We start from the raw sequence: 21,478 nt of genomic DNA, 5'->3' as shown, positions 1-21,478 counted from the left end.
CGCCGTCCCCCTCCTCGCCGGTCCCCGAGGAAGCGCCATGTCACGTTCCCTCCGTTCAACCAGCCGTGCACGGTACGTGTTCGGCCCACAGGCAGACGCGAGCCCGACGGACAGTCTGCTGGTGCGCGCCGACCCGACGGGGGCCCGGCTGCTGGAGCAGGCCCTGCGCGATCTCGCCGAGCCCGGGTTCCTACTGCCGAGGCTCAGTGCCGTCTGGCTCTGGCACGACGAGATCGTCGTGCAGCTGGTGGACGCCCCCACCACGGTGCTGCCCGACCGGTGGCGGGCGGGCCCGCACTCCCGGCAGTGGTTCCTCGACCGCGAGGGCGTGACGTCGTACGACGGTGCGGACACCTCCGGCGTCCCCGGGTACTACCCCTGTCTTGTGACGGTGGGCACGGGCCCGGGGCTGCGGTTGCTGCTGAATCTGGAAGCCGGGTCGGGGCTGGCCGCCGTGACCGGCCCCGCGAGGCTCAGGGGCGCCCTTCTCGAGGGGATCGCCACGGAGTTGGCCGCGACGCAGTGGTCACGGCAGGTACGGGTCACGTGCGTGGGGTTGGCAGGTGATCTCCTCTCCGCATTTCCGGATCGGGTGCGTGTACTTCCCGACGTCGCCGGTCTGGTCGCGGCGATGGAGTCCGAGGCGCGACGGGCGGTTCGGGCAGCGCAGCCGGGGTGGGATCCGGAGTTCGGCCGGGAGCAGGAGTTCGGTACCGGGTACGGCGTCCCCGGTACCGGTCCGGAGTACGAAACCGGGTACGCCGGCTCAGCGGCCGAGCCTGAGTACGACGCCGTGCTCACCGGCTGGGCACCGCGCACCGGGCATCCCGGCGACGTCCTGGGCGCGCCGCACGTCATCCTCGTCGGGTTAGAACCGTCGGCTTCCGAAGCGCGTCAGCTCGCTCGGCTCACCGCCCGCGGTGGGGTGATGGGCCCCCGTGTCCTGGTCGGTACGGCACGCGACGACCTTCCCGGTGCGGGCTACGCGCTCGAGATCGCCCGGAACGGCCGGGTCCGCGCTCCCCTGCTGGGCCTGGACGCCGCACCGGACGAGACGCCGCCCCGCCCGGACCGGCCGGGCCGCATCGAGCCGGCGACCCGTGCGGCGAAGCCGCTCTCCTGGTCGGCCGGCCCCGTTCCACCCGGCATCGGGCACGGGTGGACGCAGCCGCCGGGCGGGCTCTCGCGTCGGCGGCTCACTGTCGTGGTGCCCGGCGAGGCGGATCACGATGTCGTCGTCGAGGCGGATGACGCCGCGCCCGTCCGGGACGTCGTGGAACAGCTCGCCCGCCTCGCCGGGCGGCGCGGCCCCGCCGATCTGTTCAGCAGCGAGGGAGAGCGGCTGGCACCGGACGAGGCGCTGGGCCGGACACCGCTGCGGGACGGGAGCCGGGTCTTCCTCGGCACTCGTCCCCAGCCCCCTGGCTCCCCTCCCCGTTCCACGGTCCCCGCTCGGGCGGACGACGTCCCGGGCGGGGAACTGACGGCGACGTCGGCACCGGAGTTCGCCCAGTTCCGTGACCTGTACGTGTCCGCGGCGGCCGGTGGAACCCTCGGGTTCGAACGGCCGCGGTGGGTGGAGTCCGGTGCCGGACACCCGCCGGGAACGGCCCTGGTGGACGAGCCCGCGGGACGCGGCGCCGGTCTGTTCGGGCGTCGGCCCCGCCGAGCGGCGCAGGATCCGCGGAACGCCGGGCGGCCCGTCGCGGAGGACCCGCGCTTCCCCGAGCCGGACCAGCTCGTCGCCGAGGCCTTCGGAGCGCGGACCCGGCTGTGGGAGCGCGGGCCTGACCACCCGGACCGCCTCGTGCTCCGTCTCGGCCTCGGCCTCGGCCGGCTCCGGCCGGCGACCGTCGCGTTACGGGACACCCACGGCGGGCATCTGGGGGTGGCCGCCGATGCGGGCTTCCGCCGCAGACTGGCCACCTGGCTGGTGGCGCAGTCGGTGCTCCTGCACCCACCGTCGGACGTGGCCGTCCGTGTGCTCACCGACCAGTCCGGGCAGCAGTGGTGGCGCTTCGTCCGCTGGTTGCCGCCCGACGGACTGGTGTCCCGGGGCATGCAACAGGTGCGCGTCAGCGACGACCCCGCCGGGCACGCCCGGCATCTCGCCGAGATCGCGTTGATCATCCGGGAACGGCTGCGGAGCGGGCGGGGCGCGGGATCGCTCTGGGGCGACGACGAACTGGTGGTCGTCCTCGACGACCTGTCCGCGCTGCACGCCACGCCCTGGGCCGAGGAGGTCCTGCGCACGGGCCCGGAGGCAGGCGTGTACGTCGTCTGCCTCGCCGAGGAGGCAGGACAGCTGCCCGGCTGGTGCCGGACCCGCGTGAGCCGGGACGGCCACGCCGCGATACTGGAAACAGCCTCCGGGGCGACCGCGTTCACCCCCGACGGCATCGAACCGGCCCGGCTGGAGGCCGTGGCCCGGCTGCTCGCGCCCTTGCGCGACCGGTCCGCCGGGATTCCGGCCCCCGACGCCCCGCCCGAACGCCTGCTGGACCTGCTCGACCTGGCGCCGCCGACCCGGGACGGAGTCCTCGACCGCTGGGCCGGAACACCACGGTCCGCGGTGGCCGTCCTGGGCGGCTCGGCCGGCAGTCCCTTCGTCCTCGATCTGCGGGCCGACGGACCGCACGCCCTGGTGGCCGGAATGGTCGGCTCCGGGAAGGACGACCTGCTGTGTGCCTGGCTGGCCTCGCTGGCACTGGCGAACCGCCCCGACGAACTGAACCTGCTGCTCGTCCACCACGACAACGGGGAGTCTCTGGGTCCGGCGGCGCAACTGCCGCACACGGTCGGCGTGCACACCGGGCTCGACCGGTACTCGGCCGCCCGGGGACTGGCCGCCTTCACCGCCGAGCTGACGCGCCGCCAGGAGATGGTGAAGGAGGCGGGGGCCCGGGATTTCGAGCAGTACGGCGTGATCCGGGAGTCCGGCGTCGAACTGCCGTCCCTGGCGCGGCTGGTGGTCGTCGTCTCCGATCTCGCGGTACTGCGGGAGGAACTGCCGGAGTTCGTGTCCGGGCTGGTCGGTGCCGCCCGGCGCGGCCCGGAGCTCGGGGTCCATCTCGTCCTCGCGACCCGGCGGCCGGCCGATGCCCTGACGGCGCCGGAACAGCTCGACATCCTCGCGTTCGCGCCGCTGCGCGTCGCCCTGCGCCTCGCCGACGGCGTGGACAGCGAACTGCTGATCGACACCCCGGCAGCCGCCCGGCTGGACCCTTCGCGAGCGGAGTTCGGCTACGTGTGCAGGGCCGCGGGCACACCGGAACTCGTACGGTTCGCGCGGTGGGAAGCGCCGCGACAGGGCTACGAGGGACCGCACGGCCGGGGGTCCTCCGTCCGGGTCCACCGGCTCGGCTGGACCGGCGCGCAGGAGGCGTCGCCCGCCGGACCGCCGGCTCAGGCGGCCCCGGGGGGAGCCGAGTTCAGCGCGCTCGTACGGACCATGGCCGAGGCGGCCGAGGCACTGGACCTGCCTGCACCGCACCTTCCCTGGCCGGACCCGCTGCCGGTGTCGGTCCAGTTGAGCGAGGCTCTGGGCCGGGCACCGGAGCAGGCTGCCGGACGGAACGCCCCATGGCCGGTGCGGCCGCGGTCCGGGACGCTGATGCCCGTCGTCTTCGGGTTGCTCGACACACCCGATGCCCAGGGGTACGAGCAGGCCGCCTGGGACCTGGGAGGCGACGGGCATCTCCTTGTCTCCGGCGGCGCGGGCAGCGGTCGTACCCAGCTGCTGCTCACCCTCGCCGCCGCGGTCGCCGACCAGTACAGCGTGCAGGACGTCCATCTCTACGCACTCGACTGCGGTGCGGGGGCCCTCGGTCCGCTGACCGGTATGGCCCACTGCGGCGCCGTCGTGAATCCGCGGACCGAGCCGGAGCGGGCGCACCGTCTCATCGACAAACTGGTCAGCACGGTCCGGAGCAGGCAGGAACTGCTGGCGCGGATGGGCTTCAGGAGCCTGCATCCGTACCGGCGCCAACAGCCCGACGGGGAGCGGCTGCCGTATCTCGTCCTTCTGGTCGACGGGTGGGATTCCTTTCTGGCCTGGGCACGGCCGGCGAACAACAGCAGTTGCCTGACCGGTCTGACCGACCTGCTCCGGGACTCCCGTGCCGGGGTGTGCGTCGCCCTCACCGGCGGCGAGGGCCTGCCGGAAGACGTTCCGGACACCACCACACTGGTGTTGAGGCAGACCGACCCCGCTCAGTACGAGCGGGCCGGACTGTCCGTCGATCGGCTGCCGCCCGTGCTGGGCCCCGGCCGGGCGGTCTACGCGCGCTCCGGAGCCGAGGCGCAGATCGCGTTGCCCGACGTGCCGATACAGGAGACGGCGGACCGGAGCCGGACCCGGAACACGGACGTGCCGCTGGCGCGCCAACCGTTCCGGATCCTCAGCGACGCACTGATCGCGGACCGTTTCTCACTGGGCCCGGAGGGCAGGCCGGTGGGCAGGGAGAACGTGTTCGCCCAGCTCTACGCCCACTACCGGGACGGGACCGCCACCGCGCTGCTGGGACCGCGCAGAGCCGGCAAGTCATGGATCGTCAAGGCGCTCCAGGAGCGTATGCGCTCCGACGGCATGGGCAATGTGCAGAAAGTGGTCACACTCTCCCACCAGGACCGGGAAGGCACACAGGACGACCTTGCCGTACGGCTCATGCCCGCCCTGGCGGACCATCCCCGCCCCGCCGACAGACTGCTGGACCTGGCAGCCGACTCCGCCGGAGCGTCCCGGCTGGTCCTGCTCCTCGACGAGGTCGGCCGGCTCGCCAGCTACGACCCTGCGGCCGTGGCCTGGCTGCGTGACCTCGGACAGGCCGGGGCCTGGCTCGTGCACTGCGGCACCGACAAGGACTGGGGCGATGCCACGCGGCATGCGCTCAAGGCGCCCGGCTCCAGTTTCGGCAACGACGTCACCCGCATCTCCCTCGGCCCCCTCGCCCAGGCGGATGCCCGCACCTTCCTGGTGGGCACCGCACGGCAGGAGGGGCTGAACATCCCGCACGCCGCCGGGGACCGCATCCTCACCGAGGTGGGCCCCTGGCCCTTCTATCTCCAGGTGGTGGGCGAGGCCCTGGTGCGGGCGGCCCGCGACAGCAGGCTGCCCGCGCTCGACTCCCGCAACGCGCTCAGGGCGTTCATCGAGAAGGAGCTCATCGTGGGCAGGAGCGACGTCTTCCGTTCGCGCTGGAGCGAGATCGGGCGCGCGGGCCGCGAGGCGCTGCTGAGCGAGCCCGGCTCCGTTCCGGACGATCCCACCCTGGCGCAGCGGAAGGACCTGCGCGACGTCGGGCTGATGGTGTTGTCCGGGGGCTGGCTCGACGACCGCCCCTTCTTCGCGTGGATCAGGCACTGGCGCCTCGAACTGGCCGACGAACAGCAGGAGCAGTACCGATGAGCCACTACTGGCCCGGCAGGACCTTCGAGCCGGCCCATGACATCAGGTTCCGCGGGGCGCACGTGCCCGCCTGGGCGGCCAGGCTGGTGGACGGCGCTCCTCCCAACGACGCCGCATGGCTGGTGGTCATGCCCCGGCGGTCCGGCAAGAGCTGGCTCGCCGGGGCCGTGAAGCAGGTCCGGCCCGGCGGCAGCACCCGGCTGGTTGACGTGCGCTCCGCACACAGGGTTCGCGCCGAGGGGCTGTCCTGTCTGACGGACGAGCGGGCGGCCCCGCCGCGGCTCGACGGCGAGGTGGTGCTGATCGACGAGCCGGCCCTCCACCCGTCGAGCGGTGCCTCCCGGGACCCGGCCACGCTGGCGGCGGGCCTTCAGCGGCTGCGGGAGGAGGGCGCGGTGCCCGTCGTCTTCGCCACCCCGGCCGAACACGCGCTGCTCGCCCCGCATCTGGGAGTGGACGCGTGGAAGGACGAGCTGTCCCCGCCGCCGCTCACCGACGAGGAGGCCGCGGCCATGGCGGCGCGGACGCCTCAGTGGGCGCCCGACGTGGTGGCCGGGCTCCGTTCCGCACAGCCCGGCTGGCTTCTCACACCCTTTCTGCTGGAACTCGCCCTCCAGGTGGCCGAGTCCGCGCCGGACCTGCGCACGGACATGGCGGAGCTCTCCCGCCTGGCCTGCGAGGCGGCCGACACGCACCAGTACATCGACCAGTGGCTGCACAACGGCCTGTCCGCAGAGCAGCGGGCCGTCCTGCGCCGCGAACGCTGGCGCCGGGCCGGGATCGCCATCGGCTCCGACGGCCACGACGAGCAGGCCATGCGGGTGCTGCGGCCGTTCGCCGACGACCCCGTGCTGACCCGTCACCTGCCGGACGTGCTGCGGGTGCACCACGTCTCCGATCTGCACTTCGGCGGCCGGCTCCGGATGAACGTGGACCGCAAGGACCCGACGGAGGCGGGCGCCAGCGTGGCCCGGCTCACCGGGAACCGGAGCACCCCGCTGGACAGCTATCTCGAACACGTCCGGCGGCTCGCGGAACAGGGCCGGGCCCCGCACCTGGTGATCGTGTCGGGCGACCTGGTGGACCGGCCGGAGGACGAACACGGCCGGTCGGCCCTGGAGTGGCTACGGCACCTGGAGGAGCTGCTGGCCGACCACCCCGACCTGCGCCGGGACGATCCGCGGGTCGTGCTCGTGGGCGGGAACCACGACGTGTCCTGGGACAGATGCCTGGACGCGCGGCCTTCGGCACGGCACGAGTGGTTCGCACGCACCTTCCACGGCTATCCGCATCCGGATCTCGACAAGGAGGACCATGCCGCCCGCCGGCTGTACGTCCGGTTCGCGGACGCCGGCCTGCGCATCGCGCTTCTGGGCTCCGCCGAGTCCGGCGGCGAACCGGCCAGCGACGAGGGCCGTCAGCAGGTCAGGGAGCTCATCGACGAACTCGGGTCCGCCGACGCCACCCAGGTCAGCGAGGTGATGGGAAAGCTGGAACGCCACGACCCCGGCGTCGTGGCCCACCAGGTGCTCACCCGGCTCAAGCGGGAGGAGGGGAGCGTGACCCTGGCCGTCGTGCACCATCCGCTCTCCCCCGTCCCGGCCGTGGAGGTGGCGCCGTACGCCGGGGTCGTCAACGCGGGCCAGGCGAAGCTGTACCTGGCCGAGACGCACACCTGTCTGGTGCTGCACGGCCACACGCACCTCGGCTTCCTCGCCTCGGAGCGGCTGATCGACCGGGACCGGGGCCACGGCCGGCGACGCGCGTGGACGACCCGCATCGCCGGTGCCCCGGCCCTGGCCAGCGTGCACTCGAACGAGGAGAACGGCTACAACGAGGTCTTCGTCGCCCGGGAGGGCGGCGGCCACACCCTGGCGGTACGCGCCATCCGGTTCCGCAACGGCCACTGGAAGGACGACCTGGCCATCGCCTTCCGACCGGGAGCCGCCGACGAATGCGACGTCGAGGAACTGTCCGCCGACCCGGCCGGTTCCGCGCCGAACTGAGTCGAGTCGAGCGAGCTGCGGGAGGTGGACACCCATGCATCTGACCCTGACGGTCGTGGATCCGCGTAACGGCGACCGCGCCGACGTGGTCCTGGACGCGGAACCGGAGACGCCGGCGGGAGCGGTGGCCCGCGTGCTGGAGCGTCAACTCGGCGCGGGCGCGGGCGACTCCGGGAGCGTCGGGGACGAGCCCGCACCGCCGATGTACGTCGACGGCCGTGCCGTGGACACGACCGTGCCGCTCGCCCGTTCCCCGCTCAGGGAAGGTGCCGTCGTCAGCCTGTACACGCCGGCCGGCTGCCCGCCACGCGAGGTCACCGGGATCGTGGAGCTGCGCGTCTCCGGCGGTCCGGGGGCGGGGGCCGTACACCGGCTCGGGCTCGGCCGGACGGACATCGGCAGCGGCCCGGCCGACCACGTCCGGATCGCCGACCCCGAGCTACCGGAACGCGCCCTGACCCTCACCGTCGGCCCGGACGGCGGTTGCAGCGTGCAGGCGCATGTCGGCGACGATCAGGCCACGCTGGACGGGATGCCCCTGCGGCAGCGCAGCGGACACCGGCCCCGGGAACGGTCCGGCGGCCCCGTGCGCGTCGACTGGCCGTTCGACACGCAGCTGTCCGTCGGCGGCAGCCTGCTCGAACTGGTCGGCTACACACCGCCGGACGCCGTGCTGCGGCCCACCGAGGACGGGACGGGCTACTATGTCGACCGGCCGCCGCGGCTGTTGGCACCCGACCGCTGGACCGGCCCGTCGCTGGAGCTGTCCTCCGGCTCCGGCCATGTCGTACGACTCGCGCAGCGGTACCGGCAGCTGCTCACCCGCGACGACAGCCGACCGCCGAACGAGGAGCGGCACCTCAGGACGGCGGAAGCCGCGCTGCGGACCGAACTCACCGGTCTTCGGACCGCTGCCCCCTCCCCCGCCGCCGTCCTGTCCCTGGCCACGGGTCCCAGAGCGGCGCTGTGGGAACGCCGCCGGGGCGACGACGACCATCTGCTGCTCCGTGTGGGCACCGACAAGGAACCGTCCAGGGCTGTCTTCACCGACACTTTCCGGGTGGACGGCGTCGAGTACGGCAGGTCTCCCCACCACGTGGATGTTCCTGTCACGCTGCCCCTGCGCGAGCTCGGCGTGATCGGCATGGCCGGACCGGACGGCCCGGTCCGGGCGCTCGGCCGGTGGGCGGTGGCCCAGACCGCGGCACTGCACAGCCCACTGGACGTCCGGATCCATGTACTGACCGAGCACGCGGCCCGGGAGAGCTGGGACTGGCTGCGCTGGCTGCCGCACGCCCGCCCGTACGCCGACCAGCGCGCCACCGTACTGATCGGCGCGGACGCGGAGTCCATCGGCGCCCGGGTCAGCGAGCTGATCATGCTCCTGGACGTTCGCCTGCGGTCCGCCGCGGGCAACGGCGGGCAGCAGCAGGCCGGAGAACCCGACATCGTCGTGGTGTGGGACAACTCCCGACGGCTGCGGTCCATGCCGGGTGTCGTACGGCTGCTGCGCGAGGGCCCGGCGGTCTCCGTCTATGCGATCTGCCTGGACTCCGAGGAGCGGTTTCTCCCCGGTGAGTGCCGGGCGGTGGCCGTCGCCGAGGCCGGGAGCGAGACCGGGGCGGGCCTTCGCCTCAGGGTGGAACAGGCGGGAGCCGGTCGGCGGCGCGGCGTGCGGCCCGATGTCGTCTCCGCCGCGTGGAGCACCCGCCTGGCGCGTGCCCTGGCCCCGCTGCGGCACCCTGCCGACGAGACGACCTACTCGGCCCTGCCCGACGACTGCCGGCTGCTCGACGTGCTGGCGCTGGAACCGCCGACAAGCGACGCGATCGTCACACGCTGGCGCGAGGGCGGCGGACTGTCGACGCTGGCGGTGATCGGCGAGTCGTACGACGGTCCCCTCCGCGTCGACCTGCGCAGGGACGGGCCCCACGGACTGATCGCCGGTACGACGGGTTCCGGCAAATCGGAACTGCTGCAGACGCTCGTTGCGTCGCTGGCCACGGCCAACACTCCCGAGAACATGAACTTCCTGCTGGTCGACTACAAGGGCGGCTCGGCGTTCCGGGACTGCGTACGGCTGCCGCACACGGTCGGCGTGATCACCGACCTCGCGCCGCGCCTGGCCGAACGGGCCCTGGCCTCGCTCGCCGCCGAACTCAAGAGGCGCGAGCACATCCTGGCCTCGGCCGGAGCAAAGGACCTGGAGGACTATCAGGACCTGGTACGGCGGGATCCGGACCGTGCTCCACTGCCCCGGCTGCTCCTCGTCATCGACGAGTTCGCTTCGCTGGTACGCGACCTGCCGGAGTTCCTCACCGGGCTGGTCCGGATCGGCCAGCGGGGCCGATCGCTCGGCATCCATCTGCTCCTGGCGACCCAGCGGCCGAGCGGCGTCGTCTCCCCCGAGATCCGGGCCAACACCAATCTGCGCATCGCCCTGCGCGTGACCGACGCCGGAGAGTCCGGCGACGTCATCGGGGTGCCCGACGCGGGAGAGATTCCCAGGAACACCCCGGGCCGCGGCTACGTGCGCCTCGGGCAGACATCCGTCATCCCCTTCCAGTCCGCCCGGGTCGGTGGCCGTCGGCCGCGTGCCGTCGGCCCGGCGCCGGCCGCTCCATGGGCGACCCGGCTGCGGTGGGCGGACCTGGGCCGGCCGGTGCAGAGCCGGCCGACGGCGGCAGGGGCCGACCAGGACGACCGGGCCGGCGATCTCCAGGTCCTGGTGGAGGCGGTGCGCGACGCCGCCCGGGCGCTCGGCATCCCGCCTCAGCACAGCCCGTGGCTGCCTCCGCTCCCCGGCACACTGCTGCTCGACGACATCCAGCCGCCGGCCGTCACCCCGTCGCCGGGCGGGCTGCCACCGGTCGCGTACGGCCTGGCGGACCTGCCCGCCGAGCAGGGGCGCCGCCCCGTCACCATCGACTTCGAGGACTTCGGGCATCTGCTCGTCGCCGGCGCCCCGCGCAGCGGCCGTTCGCAACTCCTGCGGACGATCGCCGGCGCCCTGGCCCGTACGCACTCCTCCGCCGACGTACACCTCTACGGCATCGACTGCGGCAACGGTGCGCTCAACGCGCTGACGAGCCTGCCGCACTGCGGTGCCGTTGTCGGCCGCAACGAAACGGAGCGTACGGTCCGCCTCGTCTCCCGGCTGACGAACGAACTGGAACGACGCCAGAGCCTGCTGCGGGAGCAGGGGTTCGCCGATGTCGGCGAGCAACGGGCCATGGTCCCGGCGGACGAGCGGCTGCCGCACATCATGGTGCTGCTCGACCGCTGGGAAGGGTGGCTCCCCAAGCTCGGCGAGGTCGATCACGGGGCGCTGACCGACCAGTTGCTGGAGATGCTGCGCGAGGGCGCAAGCGTCGGCATCCACCTGGTTCTGACCGGTGACCGCGTACTCCTGAGCGGCCGGATCGCGAGCCTGACCGAGAACAAGTACGGGCTGCGCCTCACCGACGAACTGGATTACTCACTGCTGGGCCTCCGCCCGCGCACGATGCCCGACGCGATCCCGCCGGGCCGTGGCTTCCGTGCCGAGCACGGCACCGAGACCCAGTTCGCGCTGCTCGGCGCGGACCCCACCGGCCCGGGCCAGGCCGCCGCTCTCAGCGCGATCTCGCAGGCCGCGGCGGCCCGCGACGCCGGCCTTGCCCCCGGCCGCCGCCCGTTCCGGATCGACGCCCTGCCCGCCCGGATCACCTTCCCGGATGCCTGGGAGATGCGCGATCCGCAGGGGTCGCGCTCCAGGCTGTGGGGCCTGGTCGGCGTGGGCGGTGACGAGCTCATGGGCCTCGGACCCGACCTTGCCCAGGGCCAGCCGACCTTTGTCGTGGCCGGTCCGCGCAAGTCCGGCCGGAGCACGGCGCTGATGAACCTGGCGCGGTCGTACCAACGGCAGGGCACACGTCTCGTCATCGTCACGCCGTCTCCCTCTCCATTGCGCGAACTGGAACACCGAGAAGGGGTGCTGAAGTGTTTCGGCGAGGATGTCGGGGCTGGTGAGCTCCAGCAGGCCATCGAGTCGGCCGAGTGCTCCGCGCCGATCGCGGTGCTGGTGGACGACGCCGATCTGCTGAGGAACAGCGCCGCCGAACACGTCTTCACACGGATCGTCTCGCACGGCGCCGACCGGGGTCTGTCCCTGATCATCGCCGGTGACGAGGAGGAGCTGCGCAGTACCTTCGCCGGCTGGCTGGTCGCCGTGCGGAAGGGCCGCCGCGGCCTTCTCCTCTCTCCGCAGATCTCCGATTCCGGCGAGCTGACCGGCATCCGCACGACACGGAGCATGGTCGGCGGCCCGATCACGCCCGGCAGAGGCCTGTTGCACCTCGGAGACGGCAGGCTCATCACCGTCATCACTCCGCCGTGACCTCGGCCGCGTCCGCCGGCCACAGGCCGGTTCCACGCTCCTCCCAGGACGCCGACGTCTGCCTGGAGCAGTGGAGCGCGGCACTCGGCGGCGTTTTCGGTGGCCGGGCGGCAAGCCGTTGCCGGAGCCGGAAAGTTCTCCTGCCCAGCGGAAATCGGCCTCGCGGCCGGACCGGCGCCCGCTGCCCGGCCTCGGCTGACGGCCGGGGCCCCGCCTCAGGACAGACTGCCCTGGTCGCAGACCCGGCGGGCGACCTCGCGAAGCTTGACGTTGTTCTCCTGCGAGTAACGGCGCAGCACGTCGAAGGCCTGTTCCTCGGTGAGGCGGTGACTGCCCATGAGGATGCCCATGGCCTCGCCGATCAGGTGGCGGGTGGCCACGGCCTGCTCCAGCTGGGCCTGGGTGCGGGCGGCGGAGAAGGAGACCGCCGCGTGCGAGGCCAGCAGCCAGCCGGCCAGCTCACTGGCCTCGGTGAAGACGCCGGGCCGACGGGAGTAGATGTTCAGCGCGCCGAGTTCCTCGTCCTCGGTGTACAGCAGGAAGCCCATCATGCTGCCTACGCCGAGGCGGTGGATCTCGGGGGCGAAGGCGGGCCATCTCGGCTGCTCCCGGGTGAGGTCCCGGATGCGGAACACCCGCTCGCCCTCCCGGGTGCGGGCGGCGTCGAAACAGGGGCCCTCGCCCAGCCGCTCCTGCAACCGGTCGCTGTCGACGACCAGTTGCTCGGTGGGCGCGAGCGTCCGCACCTTCCCGCCGCGCAGCACCAGGATGCCGGCCGCGTCGCAGCCCTCCACGAGCTCCACGGCCGAGCCGGTGATCCGGGCCAGGGTGGCGTCGACCGACTCCTGCGCCAGCAGGTCCCGCGCCATCGCGGCCAGTTGCTGCGCGAACCGGGCCCAGTCCTCCACGCCCGTCACCTCCCGGTCGGTTGCGTCGAAACCGCGCCCTCAGCATGCCACGCCCACCGGACCATACCGGCGAGCCGCCCGTGGCACAGGAGCACGCGCCTCGGCTGGATCCTCCGGCACGGCCTGCGCGTTGCGGGCGACCGGGACAACGTTGTCAGCGGGCGGGTGTGCCCGGTGCCACCGGTGGCCGTGCCGTCGTCGTCCCACCGGTGGCGTCGCCATGGGGCTCAGGTCCGGTCGACCAGCTCGCTCAGGGTCGCGGCCAGTTCGCCCACCGACTGCTCGCGCAGCAGGTGGTGGGCCGGTACCGGGATGTTCAGGGCCGACTCCAGGGTGCGCTGGAGGGTCAGCGCGGTGAGGGAGTCGATGCCCTGGGTGTAGAGGGGGCGGTTGCGGGCGATGCGGTGGGCCGGGGGGATGTCCAGGTGCTGGGCGAGGTTGCGGCAGAGGAACGTCTCGAACGCCTGCCTGCGGTCGTCGCCGGAGGTGTCGCGCAGGGCGCCCAGGTTCAGCGCGGTCGTCGGTGTGCCTGACACGGTCTCATCATCCTTTCGGGTGGCGTGGTCGGGGCTGGGAACTGCGCAGTTCGCGGGGGTCGGGGCCGGGACGCGGGCCGGCGCCGTCGGACCACACCAGCCGGAACCGCCAGCGGTGCAGCCGCCAGCCGTCCGGGGTGCGGACCGCCTCGCCCTCGCTGTAGCCGCCGATGTCGAAGCGGCCGTCCGGGTCCGGGCCGTCCTCGTGGTGGACGTGGGACGCGACGAGGTGGACGCGGATCCGGGCGGTGTCCCCCGACACCCGGATGCCGTAGTTGGCGGCCAGGTGGTGGGTGCGGGCGAACCGGGACTTTCGGTCGTGGTGGAAGGCGGCGGCCCGGTCGCGGCCCTCGACGGTGCCGACCGGGAACTCCAGGCGGCAGTCCGGGGTGAAGACCGTGGCCGGCCAGGTGGGGTCGAAGCCGTGGTCGTCCTGGGTGTCGAGCAGGGTGATGTAGCGGTCGACCAGCTCGGCGACCGCCGCGCGGTCGGCGAGGGCGCCGAACTCGGCGCGCAGGGCGTCGAGTTCGGAGCGGAGTTCGGTGACCGTGTCGGTGCGGTCGAGGGAGGGGGAGGTCATGGGGGCCGGGACTCCGATTCTGTAGGGGATACGGGGGCGCCGGTCGGCTGGAAGCGCCGCGACAGGCCGTCGCCCGGCCGCCGCGCCGTCGTGGCCGGGCGCGCAGTTCCCCGCGCCCCTTCGGGGGCACTGCCGAACCGCAAAAGGAGCAGTCGGCCGGAACTGACGTGACAGGACCTCGGGCGGCCGCCGCGCCGTCGTGGCCGGGCGCGCAGTTCCCCGCGCCCCTTTAGGGCACTGCCCAACCGCAAGAGGACCGGTCGACCGGAACTGACGTGACAGGACCTCGGGCGGCCGCCGCGCCGTCGTGGCCGGGCGCGCAGTTCCCCGCGCCCCTTCGGGGGCACTGCCCAACCGCAAAAGGACCGGTCGGCCGGAACTGACGTGACAGGACCTCGGGCGGCCGCCGCGCCGTCGTGGCCGGGCGTGCAGTTCCCCGCGCCCCTTCGGGGGCACTGCCGAACCGCAAGAGGACCGGTCGGCCGGAACTGACGTGACAGGACCTCGGGCGGCCGCCGCGCCGTCGTGGCCGGGCGCGCAGTTCCCCGCGCCCCTTCGGGGGCACTACCGAACCGCAAGAGGACCGGTCAGCCGGAACTGACGTGACGGGACCTCGGTGGCTGGTCGCGCGGTTTGCCGCGCTCCTGTGGGCGGTCGTCAGGCCGCGTGGGTGCCGGTGAGGCGCCAGCCGCGGGGGTCTCGGTGGGTGGAGAGGCGTTCCGGGCGGCGCCAGCCGGCTACCGGGCGGGGCTCCAGGGGGCGGGGGTCCAGCGCGGCCAGGGCTGCGGCACGGGCGATCAGGACGGTGGTGAGGGCGGCGAGCTCGGCGGGGCTCGCCTGCCCCTTCACGACCTTGATGACCAGGGCGGCCTCCGCACCGTCCGGGTTCTCCGGCGCGCTCACTGCGGCGGGTTGCCGTGCTTGCGGCACGGCAGGTCGGCCTGCTTGCTGCGCAGCATCGCAAGGGCGCGGATGAGGGTGGAGCGGGTCTCCCGCGGGTCGATGACGTCGTCGATCAGACCGCGCTCGGCCGCGTAGTAGGGGTGCATCAGCTCCGCCTGGTACTCCTTGATCTTCTGCGCGCGGGTCGACTCGGGGTCGTCCGAGGCCGCGATCTCCCGGCGGAAGATGACGTTCGCGGCGCCCTCGGCGCCCATCACGGCGATCTCGTTGGACGGCCAGGCGAGGGCGAGGTCGGTGCCGATGGACCGGGAGTCCATGACGATGTACGCGCCGCCGTACGCCTTGCGCAGCACCAGGGAGATCCGCGGCACGGTGGCGTTGCAGTACGCGTAGAGCAGCTTGGCGCCGCGCCGGATGATCCCGTTGTGCTCCTGGTCCACGCCGGGCAGGAAGCCGGGGACGTCGATCAGGGTGACCAGCGGGATGTTGAAGGCGTCGCAGAACTGCACGAACCGCGCAGCCTTCTCACTGGCGTCGATGTCGAGGACCCCGGCGAACGAGGCCGGCTGGCTGGCGACGAGACCGACGACCTCGCCGTCCAGCCGGGACAGCGCGCACACCACGTTGGTGGCCCAGCCGGGCTGGATCTCGAAGTAGTCGCCGTCGTCGACGATCTCCTCGATGACGGTCCGGATGTCGTAGACACGCCCCGGATCGTCCGGGACCAGTTCCACCACCCGGTCGGTACGGCGGTCGGCCGGGTCGGTGGTTGCCGAACGGGGCGGCAGGTCACGGTTGTTGGACGGCAGCAGCGACAGCAGGTGCCGTACGTCCTCCATGCAGCTGCGCACGTCGTCGTAGGCGAAGTGGGCCACCCCGGAGGCGCCGGCGTGGACGTCGGCGCCGCCGAGGTCGTTCTGGGTGATCTCCTCTCCGGTCACCGCCTTCACCACGTCCGGACCGGTGATGAACATCTGGGAGATGTCCCGCACCATGAAGACGAAGTCGGTCAGGGCGGGCGAGTAGGCGGCGCCGCCCGCGCACGGCCCGAGCATCACGCTGATCTGCGGGATCACCCCGGAGGCGCGGGTGTTGCGCTGGAAGATGCCGCCGTAGCCGGCGAGCGCCGAGACGCCCTCCTGGATCCGGGCGCCGGCGCCGTCGTTCAGCGACACCAGCGGGGCCCCCGCCGCCATGGCCATGTCCATGATCTTGTGGATCTTCTGGGCGTGGGCCTCGCCGAGGGCGCCGCCGAAGATGCGGAAGTCGTGCGCGTAGACGAAGACGGTACGGCCGTGGACGGTGCCCCAGCCGGTGATCACCCCGTCGGTGTACGGCCGTTTCTTCTCCAGGCCGAAGCCGGTGGCACGGTGCCGGCGGAGCATCTCGACCTCGTTGAACGACCCCTCGTCGAGCAGGAGTTCGATGCGTTCGTACGCGGTGAGCTTGCCCTTGGCGTGCTGACGCTCGGTGGCGAGGGGGTCGCCGTGCCGGGCGGCCTCCTTCATCAGGCCGAGCTCCTCGATGCGCTCGGCGGCGGTCCACTGGCCGCGGTGCTCACGATCGTGCAGGCTCGGGCGGCCGGCTGCTGGACCGGCTTTCTGTTCGAGTGACATTGGCGGGTCACGCTCCCCAGTCGGATACTCGGGTGGTCACGCCCACGGGCGCGGGCGCGCTCACGGGCACGCCCACCGTCCCGTCGGCGTCCAGGTCGACCGTCTCGCCCGCGTACAGCGCGGCCGGCGGCACCCAGCGCACGGTGACCTGGTCCGGCGCCGCGCCGCGCACCGCGACGGCCGCGTTGTGCCGGGGCCCGGACGGCAGGTCGAGCAGCGTCCAGCCGGCCGGCCTGCGCTGCGGGTCGGCACCCAGATAGTCGTGGCCGGGATCGCGGGAGAGCCCGGTGCCGAGCGCCTTGAGATAGGCCTCCTTGCGGGTCCACAGCCGCCCGAAGGCGGCACGCCGCTCCCCGGCGTCGCCGAGCGCGGCCAGCTCGGCCTGCTCCCCCGGGTGCAGGGCCGGGGTGCAGACCTCGACGGTCTCGGCCCGCGGCAGCCGCTCCACGTCGGCGCCGACGACCGTACGGGAGACGGCGACCACGGCCATGCCGTGGCTGTGCGCGAGGGAGAAGTGCAGCGGCGGGTCGGGGTGCACGACCGCCGGCCGTCCGTGCGGCTCGGCGCAGCCCGGGCAGGGCTCCCGCACGAACGGCACGTCCTGCGGGGGCAGCCCCAGGTAGCCGCCGAGCAGCCGGCGCAGGGCGACGTGCGCGGAGGCGTACGTCACCCCGTCCGCGGGCCGGACGAAGGACGCGGTCCGCCGGCGCTCCGCCTCGCTCAGCTCGGACAGGTCGAGCAGCTCGGCCGCGGTCTCCAGGGCGGCCCGGCGGACCAGCCAGACGTCCAGCTGGCCGGCGGCGGGCAGTCTCGGCGCGGCGGCAAGGGTGGCCGTGCCGAACTCCAGGACCGGCATCTCCCCGATCACCTCGGGCTCGGCACGCGGTGCGCGACCAGGTGGTGCTCGCCGCGGGCGGCGTGTTTGTGCGGGCTGTCCTCCGGGCCGAGCTGGCCGGCGAGGCAGTCGACCAGCTCGGCCGCGCTGTTGGCGCGCAGCAGCCGGTTGAGGTTGACGTCGACACGCAGCGCGGCCTCCATCCGGCGCTGGAGTTCCAGGCCGTTGATGGAGCCGATGCCCAGGCTGTTCATCGGGCGGCCCACGGTGTCGATGCTCTCCGGGGCCACCCGCAGCACCCGGGCGAGTTCACCGCGCACGTACGCGTCGATGAGCCGGGTGCGCTCGGCGAGGCCGACGGAGGCGAGGTGCGCCAGGCTGGGCGGCACCACCTCGACGATCTGGTCGCGCTCGAACTCGTAGTCCAGATCGTCGAGGTCGTCGTCCAGGTCGTCGAAGACCCAGGTCTGCGTTGTCTGGTCCATGGTCATTCCCCGTGGTGTGGTGAGGAGGCTGGGGGTCGGGTGCGGAGCAGGCCGGTGAGGCCGACGAGCAGGCCGAGGAAGCCGAGGGCGGCGACCAGGGTCAGCGCCGGCCGGCAGGCCGCCGCGGCGGCGGCCGGACCCGCGCCGTGCGCCGGCGCGTGGGCGGCGAGCAGGGCGGCGGCGAGCGCGACCGCGAGGACCGCGGCGAGCTGGACGGCCGTCTGGTACAGGCCGCTGCCGGTGAGCCGGTCGGCGGGGGCGAGGCGGGACATGGCCTGCATGTTGAGCGCGGCGAAGGAGAGCACGAAGGCGGCGCCGACCAGCAGGAGCGTCGGCAGCATCCGGCCCGAGTAGTCCAACGGCCAAGCGTGCGGCCGGAGTTGCAGCAGGGCGCCCGCGAACGCGCAGGCCGCGCCGGCCACGATGAGGCGCGGGGCGCCGAACCTGGCGACCAGGCGGCCGGAGGCCAGCGCGGTGAGCGCCGGGGGCGCGGCGGCCGGGAGCAGGGCGAACGCCGTACGGAGGGGGGACCAGCCTGCGAGGGTCTGGGCCTGGTACGTCAGGACGAACAGGAGGCCCAGGTAGGAGCCGTTGAGACAGGCGGCACCGATCGCGGAGCGGATGAGGGCGGGGTTGCCGCGCAGGGGGCCGGTGTTCAGGAGGGGGTCGGCCGAGCGGCGCTCGATCTGCTGGAACAGCAGCAGGAGGAGTACGGCCGCGGTGAGGGGGGCGGTGGCCTGCGGGGCGGTCCAGCCGTGGGCGGGGAGTTGGGTGATGCCCTGGACGAGGGCCAGGAGGGCTCCCAGAAGGGTGAGGGCGCTGGGGATGCCGAAGGACCGGGTGGCCGTTCGGGTGCGGCGCCGTGGGGGCTGGTCGCGCGGTTCCCCGCGCCCCTTCGGGGCGCTCTTGGCGCCCCCCGCCGAAACATCCGGCCCCTTCGGGTCGCTCTCGTCGTCGCCCTTGGGAATCAGGCGGAGCCCGCACGCGAACAGCAGGAGCACCACCGGGGCCGGGAAGGCGAAGGCCCAGCGCCAGGAGGTCTCGGTCAGCCAGCCGGAGAGCAGGAGGCCCGTGGTGAAGCCGCCTGCTCCGAAGAGGGTGTAGACGGAGACCGCTCGGGAGCGGGGGCGGCCCTCCGGGAAGGTGGAGGTGATGATGGCGAGGCCGGTGGGGGCCGTCAGGGCGGCGCAGAAGCCCTTGGCCAGGCGGGTGGCCAGGAGCAGCCAGGGGTCGTGGGCGAGGGCGCTGAGCACGGAGGCGGCGGCGAAGGCGAGGAGGGCCGCGAGGTAGACGCGGCGACGGCCGAGGACGGTCACCACGCGGGCGCCGAAGAGGAGCAGGCCGCCGAAGCCGGCGGCGAAGCCGGTCATCGCCCACTGGGTGACGGTCGGCGGCTGTCCCAGGTCCGTGCCGATGGCGGGCAGCGCCACCACCGCCACGGACACCTCCAGGGCGTCGATGAGCATGTTGCCGGCGAGGACGAGCAGCAGCCCCCACAGCCGGGAGCCGAACCGCTCGTCCGCGCCCGCGGCGACCGGTGCCGGAAGGGTCCTGGTCACCGCGTCACCCGAGGAGGGTGCCGCCGCTCGCGTCGACGAAGGAGCCGGTGACCCAGCGGGCGTCGTCGGAGACGAGGAAGGCGATGACGTCGGCGACGTCCTGCGGCTCGCCGACGCGATTGAAGGCGGACAGCGCGGACATGGCCTCGACGGCCTCGGGGATGTCGAACAGGGGGTTGCCGTTGCGGGTGATGCCCGGCGCGACGCTGTTCACGGTGATCCCGCGCGGGCCCAGCAGCTTGGCGTAGTGGAGCGCGAGTTGCTCCACCGCGCCCTTGCTCATGGCGTAGGCGATCTCGTCCGGGTTGGCGAACCGGGTCAGCCCCGAGGAGATGTTCACGATCCGGCCGCCGTCGGGCATGTCGGCGAGCGCCCGCTGGATGACGAAGAACGGTGCCTTGGCGTTGACGGCGAAGATCCGGTCGAACTCCTCCGGGGTGGTGTCCTCGGCCTTGACCCCGCCCATCACGCCCGCGTTGTTGACGAGGATGTTCAGCTCGGTCTCGCCGGTGCGCTCCTTGAGCCCCGCCTCCAGGGCGAGGAACAGTTCGTGGACGTCGCCGGGGGTGCCCAGTTCGGCGCCGACGGCGAAGGCCCGCCCGCCGTCCTGCTCGATCCCGGCGACCACCTCGGCGGCGGCCTCCGCGCTGCTGCCGTAGTGCACGGCGACCAGCGCGCCGTCGGCGGCCAGCCGTTCGGCGGTGGCCCGGCCCATGCCCCGGCTGGCGCCGGTGATGAGGGCGGTCTTTCCGGCCAGGTTGCCCATCTTCCTTCTCCTGACGGTTGGTTGTGGTGTGTGGGGGGCGCGTGGGTCGGGTGCGAACCAGCGGCCGAGTGCCTCGTGCAGGCCGTCCGCGGTGGGGCCGGCCCAGGCGACGTAGCCGTCCGGGCGTACGAGCACGGCGGCGAGGCCGTCCAGGGGCTCCGCGGGACGGGTGACGACCGTGTCGACGGACGCCGACCGGCCCCCCGCCGCCCCGGCGAGCACCGGGTCCGTCACGAGCAGCAACCCGCGGGCGGAGTGCAGCAGTTCGGCCGTGGTCGCCCCGGAGTCGAGCCGCACCTCCGGCAGCCGTGCGCCGATCAACGGCTGCCGGTCGTCGTCCCCGTACCGCACGTCGAGGCCGCTGATCGTCCCGGCGAGATGGGTCCGGACCTTCTCGTACGCCGTGAGCTCGCCGACGACCGAACGCAGCGGCTCCACCTCCGGCCCGCCGAGCAGCAGCCGGGCCTGGGCGCGGATGGCGGACAGGACGCGACGCCCGACGGCGTGCCGTTCGTCGTGGTAGCTGTCGAGGAGTCCCGCCGGGGCCCGGCCGAGGACGGTGGCGGCGAGCTTCCAGCCGAGGTTCACGGCGTCCTGGAGGCCGAGGTTGAGGGCCTGGCCGCCGATCGGCATCTGCTGGTGGGCCGCGTCGCCGGCCAGCAGCACCCGGCCCGCGCGGTAGCGCTCGGCCTGCCGGGAGGCGTCGCCGAAGGAGTTCACCCACAGCGGGGTGCCGTGGCCGATGTCCTCGCCGGTGACGTCCCGCCAGGCGGCGACGATGTCGGCGAAGCCGGCCTCGCCGGCGCGCGGCGGGGTGCCGAAGCGGTGGACCATCACCCGGGTGACGCCGTCGCCGCGCCGGGCAGCGATGGCGAGCCCGTTCGGCAGCCGTTCGAAGCGCCGGTTCGGGACGTCGATGCCGTCGACGTCGGCGCGGATCAGCTCCCGTTCGGCGTCGTTGCCGGGGAAGGCGATGCCCGCGAGGCGTCGTACGGCCGACTGCTCGCCGTCGCAGCCGACGACGTAGCGGGCCGTGAACTCCCGGCGGGTGCCCTGGTGTTCGGCCACGACGGTGACGTGGTCCGGGTGCTGCGTGAGGGCGAAGATCTCGTGTCCGCGCAGCACCCGCGCCCCGAGCCGCTCGGCCCAGGCGCCGAGGAGTACCTCGGTGCGGGTCTGCGGTACCTTCCACTGCCCGGGGTGGCTGCTGGGCAGGGTGAGGTCGAGGGGGAGGCCGCCGAAGTGGCCGCGGGGCTCGTTCGGCGGCGGCCCGGGGTCGGCGAAGCCGCCGGGTCCTTCCAGCAGTCCGCGCTGGTGCAGCAGTTCCATGGTGCGTGCGTGCAGGGTGGACGCCCGGGACTCCGTGGTGGGGGCGGCCAGTCGTTCCAGGACGGTCACGTCGGCGCCGCCGAGGCGCAGTTCCCCGGCGAGCATGAGCCCGACGGGTCCGGCGCCGACCACCAGGACGTGCGTGTCGACCGCGTCGGCACCGGCCATCG

General features: G+C 73.5%; 12 protein-coding genes. 3 read left to right on the top strand and 9 right to left on the bottom strand.

The window, feature by feature from the left end:
* Positions 1-121: 121 nt before the first annotated feature.
* From ACZ63F_RS13075 to ACZ63F_RS13065, 3 genes are read left to right on the top strand one after another with little or no spacing between them, the layout of a single operon-like run.
* Positions 122-5,407, top strand: coding sequence for an FtsK/SpoIIIE domain-containing protein (locus tag ACZ63F_RS13075; protein WP_469710595.1), 5,286 nt, complete (start codon positions 122-124; stop codon positions 5,405-5,407).
* On the top strand, positions 5,404-7,413 hold the full coding sequence (locus ACZ63F_RS13070) for a metallophosphoesterase family protein (protein ID WP_469710592.1): 2,010 nt from the start codon (positions 5,404-5,406) through the stop codon (positions 7,411-7,413). Before ACZ63F_RS13075 ends, ACZ63F_RS13070 begins: the two co-directional genes overlap by 4 nt.
* 34 nt (positions 7,414-7,447) lie before the next feature.
* A complete protein-coding gene (locus tag ACZ63F_RS13065; protein ID WP_469710591.1) occupies positions 7,448-11,791 on the top strand; it encodes an FtsK/SpoIIIE domain-containing protein in 4,344 nt (1,447 codons plus the stop codon).
* Between the two features lie 215 nt (positions 11,792-12,006).
* Here ACZ63F_RS13065 and ACZ63F_RS13060 read toward each other — a convergent pair whose 3' ends face one another.
* The 9 genes from ACZ63F_RS13060 to ACZ63F_RS13020 form a co-directional block, all read right to left on the bottom strand.
* On the bottom strand, positions 12,007-12,660 hold the full coding sequence (locus ACZ63F_RS13060) for a GAF and ANTAR domain-containing protein (RefSeq protein WP_469711363.1): 654 nt from the start codon (positions 12,658-12,660) through the stop codon (positions 12,007-12,009).
* Positions 12,661-12,926: 266 nt separating this feature from the next.
* The gene (locus tag ACZ63F_RS13055) at positions 12,927-13,235 is read right to left on the bottom strand and encodes an acyl carrier protein (RefSeq protein ID WP_351500880.1); all 309 of its coding nucleotides are present in this window, start codon (positions 13,233-13,235) and stop codon (positions 12,927-12,929) included.
* A gap of 7 nt (positions 13,236-13,242) precedes the next feature.
* Positions 13,243-13,815 (bottom strand): nuclear transport factor 2 family protein, encoded by a 573-nt coding sequence (locus ACZ63F_RS13050; RefSeq protein WP_469710589.1) that lies wholly within the window; start codon positions 13,813-13,815, stop codon positions 13,243-13,245.
* Positions 13,816-14,472: 657 nt separating this feature from the next.
* A complete protein-coding gene (locus ACZ63F_RS13045; protein WP_469710587.1) occupies positions 14,473-14,718 on the bottom strand; it encodes an acyl-CoA carboxylase subunit epsilon in 246 nt (81 codons plus the stop codon).
* Entirely contained in the window at positions 14,715-16,334 is a 1,620-nt protein-coding gene (locus ACZ63F_RS13040) for an acyl-CoA carboxylase subunit beta (RefSeq protein WP_469710585.1), read from the bottom strand. The genes ACZ63F_RS13045 and ACZ63F_RS13040 overlap by 4 nt, the downstream gene beginning before the upstream one ends.
* A 7-nt stretch (positions 16,335-16,341) precedes the next feature.
* Complete coding sequence (locus tag ACZ63F_RS13035; RefSeq protein WP_469710583.1) at positions 16,342-17,190, bottom strand: 4'-phosphopantetheinyl transferase family protein; 849 nt, start codon at positions 17,188-17,190, stop codon at positions 16,342-16,344.
* A gap of 8 nt (positions 17,191-17,198) precedes the next feature.
* Complete coding sequence (locus tag ACZ63F_RS13030) at positions 17,199-17,654, bottom strand: acyl carrier protein (RefSeq protein ID WP_352365672.1); 456 nt, start codon at positions 17,652-17,654, stop codon at positions 17,199-17,201.
* A gap of 2 nt (positions 17,655-17,656) precedes the next feature.
* Positions 17,657-19,213 (bottom strand): MFS transporter, encoded by a 1,557-nt coding sequence (locus ACZ63F_RS13025; RefSeq protein ID WP_469710582.1) that lies wholly within the window; start codon positions 19,211-19,213, stop codon positions 17,657-17,659.
* A 4-nt stretch (positions 19,214-19,217) separates the two neighbouring features.
* A complete protein-coding gene (locus ACZ63F_RS13020) occupies positions 19,218-21,476 on the bottom strand; it encodes an SDR family oxidoreductase (protein ID WP_469710580.1) in 2,259 nt (752 codons plus the stop codon).
* Between the last annotated feature and the right edge of the window lie 2 nt (positions 21,477-21,478).

The organism is Streptomyces sp. NPDC104761, assembly GCF_055583445.1.
This window is presented reverse-complemented; position numbering and strand designations above follow the sequence as displayed.

Excerpts from the sequence above, each read along its gene's own strand:
- ACZ63F_RS13020 (WP_469710580.1), bottom strand. The coding sequence starts at position 21,476 with ATGGCCGGTGCCGACGCGGTCGACACGCACGTCCTGGTGGTCGGCGCC.
- ACZ63F_RS13030 (WP_352365672.1), bottom strand. The coding sequence starts at position 17,654 with ATGGACCAGACAACGCAGACCTGGGTCTTCGACGACCTGGACGACGAC.
- ACZ63F_RS13040 (WP_469710585.1), bottom strand. The coding sequence starts at position 16,334 with ATGTCACTCGAACAGAAAGCCGGTCCAGCAGCCGGCCGCCCGAGCCTG.
- ACZ63F_RS13070 (WP_469710592.1), top strand. The coding sequence starts at position 5,404 with ATGAGCCACTACTGGCCCGGCAGGACCTTCGAGCCGGCCCATGACATC.
- ACZ63F_RS13035 (WP_469710583.1), bottom strand. The coding sequence starts at position 17,190 with ATGCCGGTCCTGGAGTTCGGCACGGCCACCCTTGCCGCCGCGCCGAGA.
- ACZ63F_RS13050 (WP_469710589.1), bottom strand. The coding sequence starts at position 13,815 with ATGACCTCCCCCTCCCTCGACCGCACCGACACGGTCACCGAACTCCGC.
- ACZ63F_RS13060 (WP_469711363.1), bottom strand. The coding sequence starts at position 12,660 with ATGGCGCGGGACCTGCTGGCGCAGGAGTCGGTCGACGCCACCCTGGCC.
- ACZ63F_RS13065 (WP_469710591.1), top strand. The coding sequence starts at position 7,448 with ATGCATCTGACCCTGACGGTCGTGGATCCGCGTAACGGCGACCGCGCC.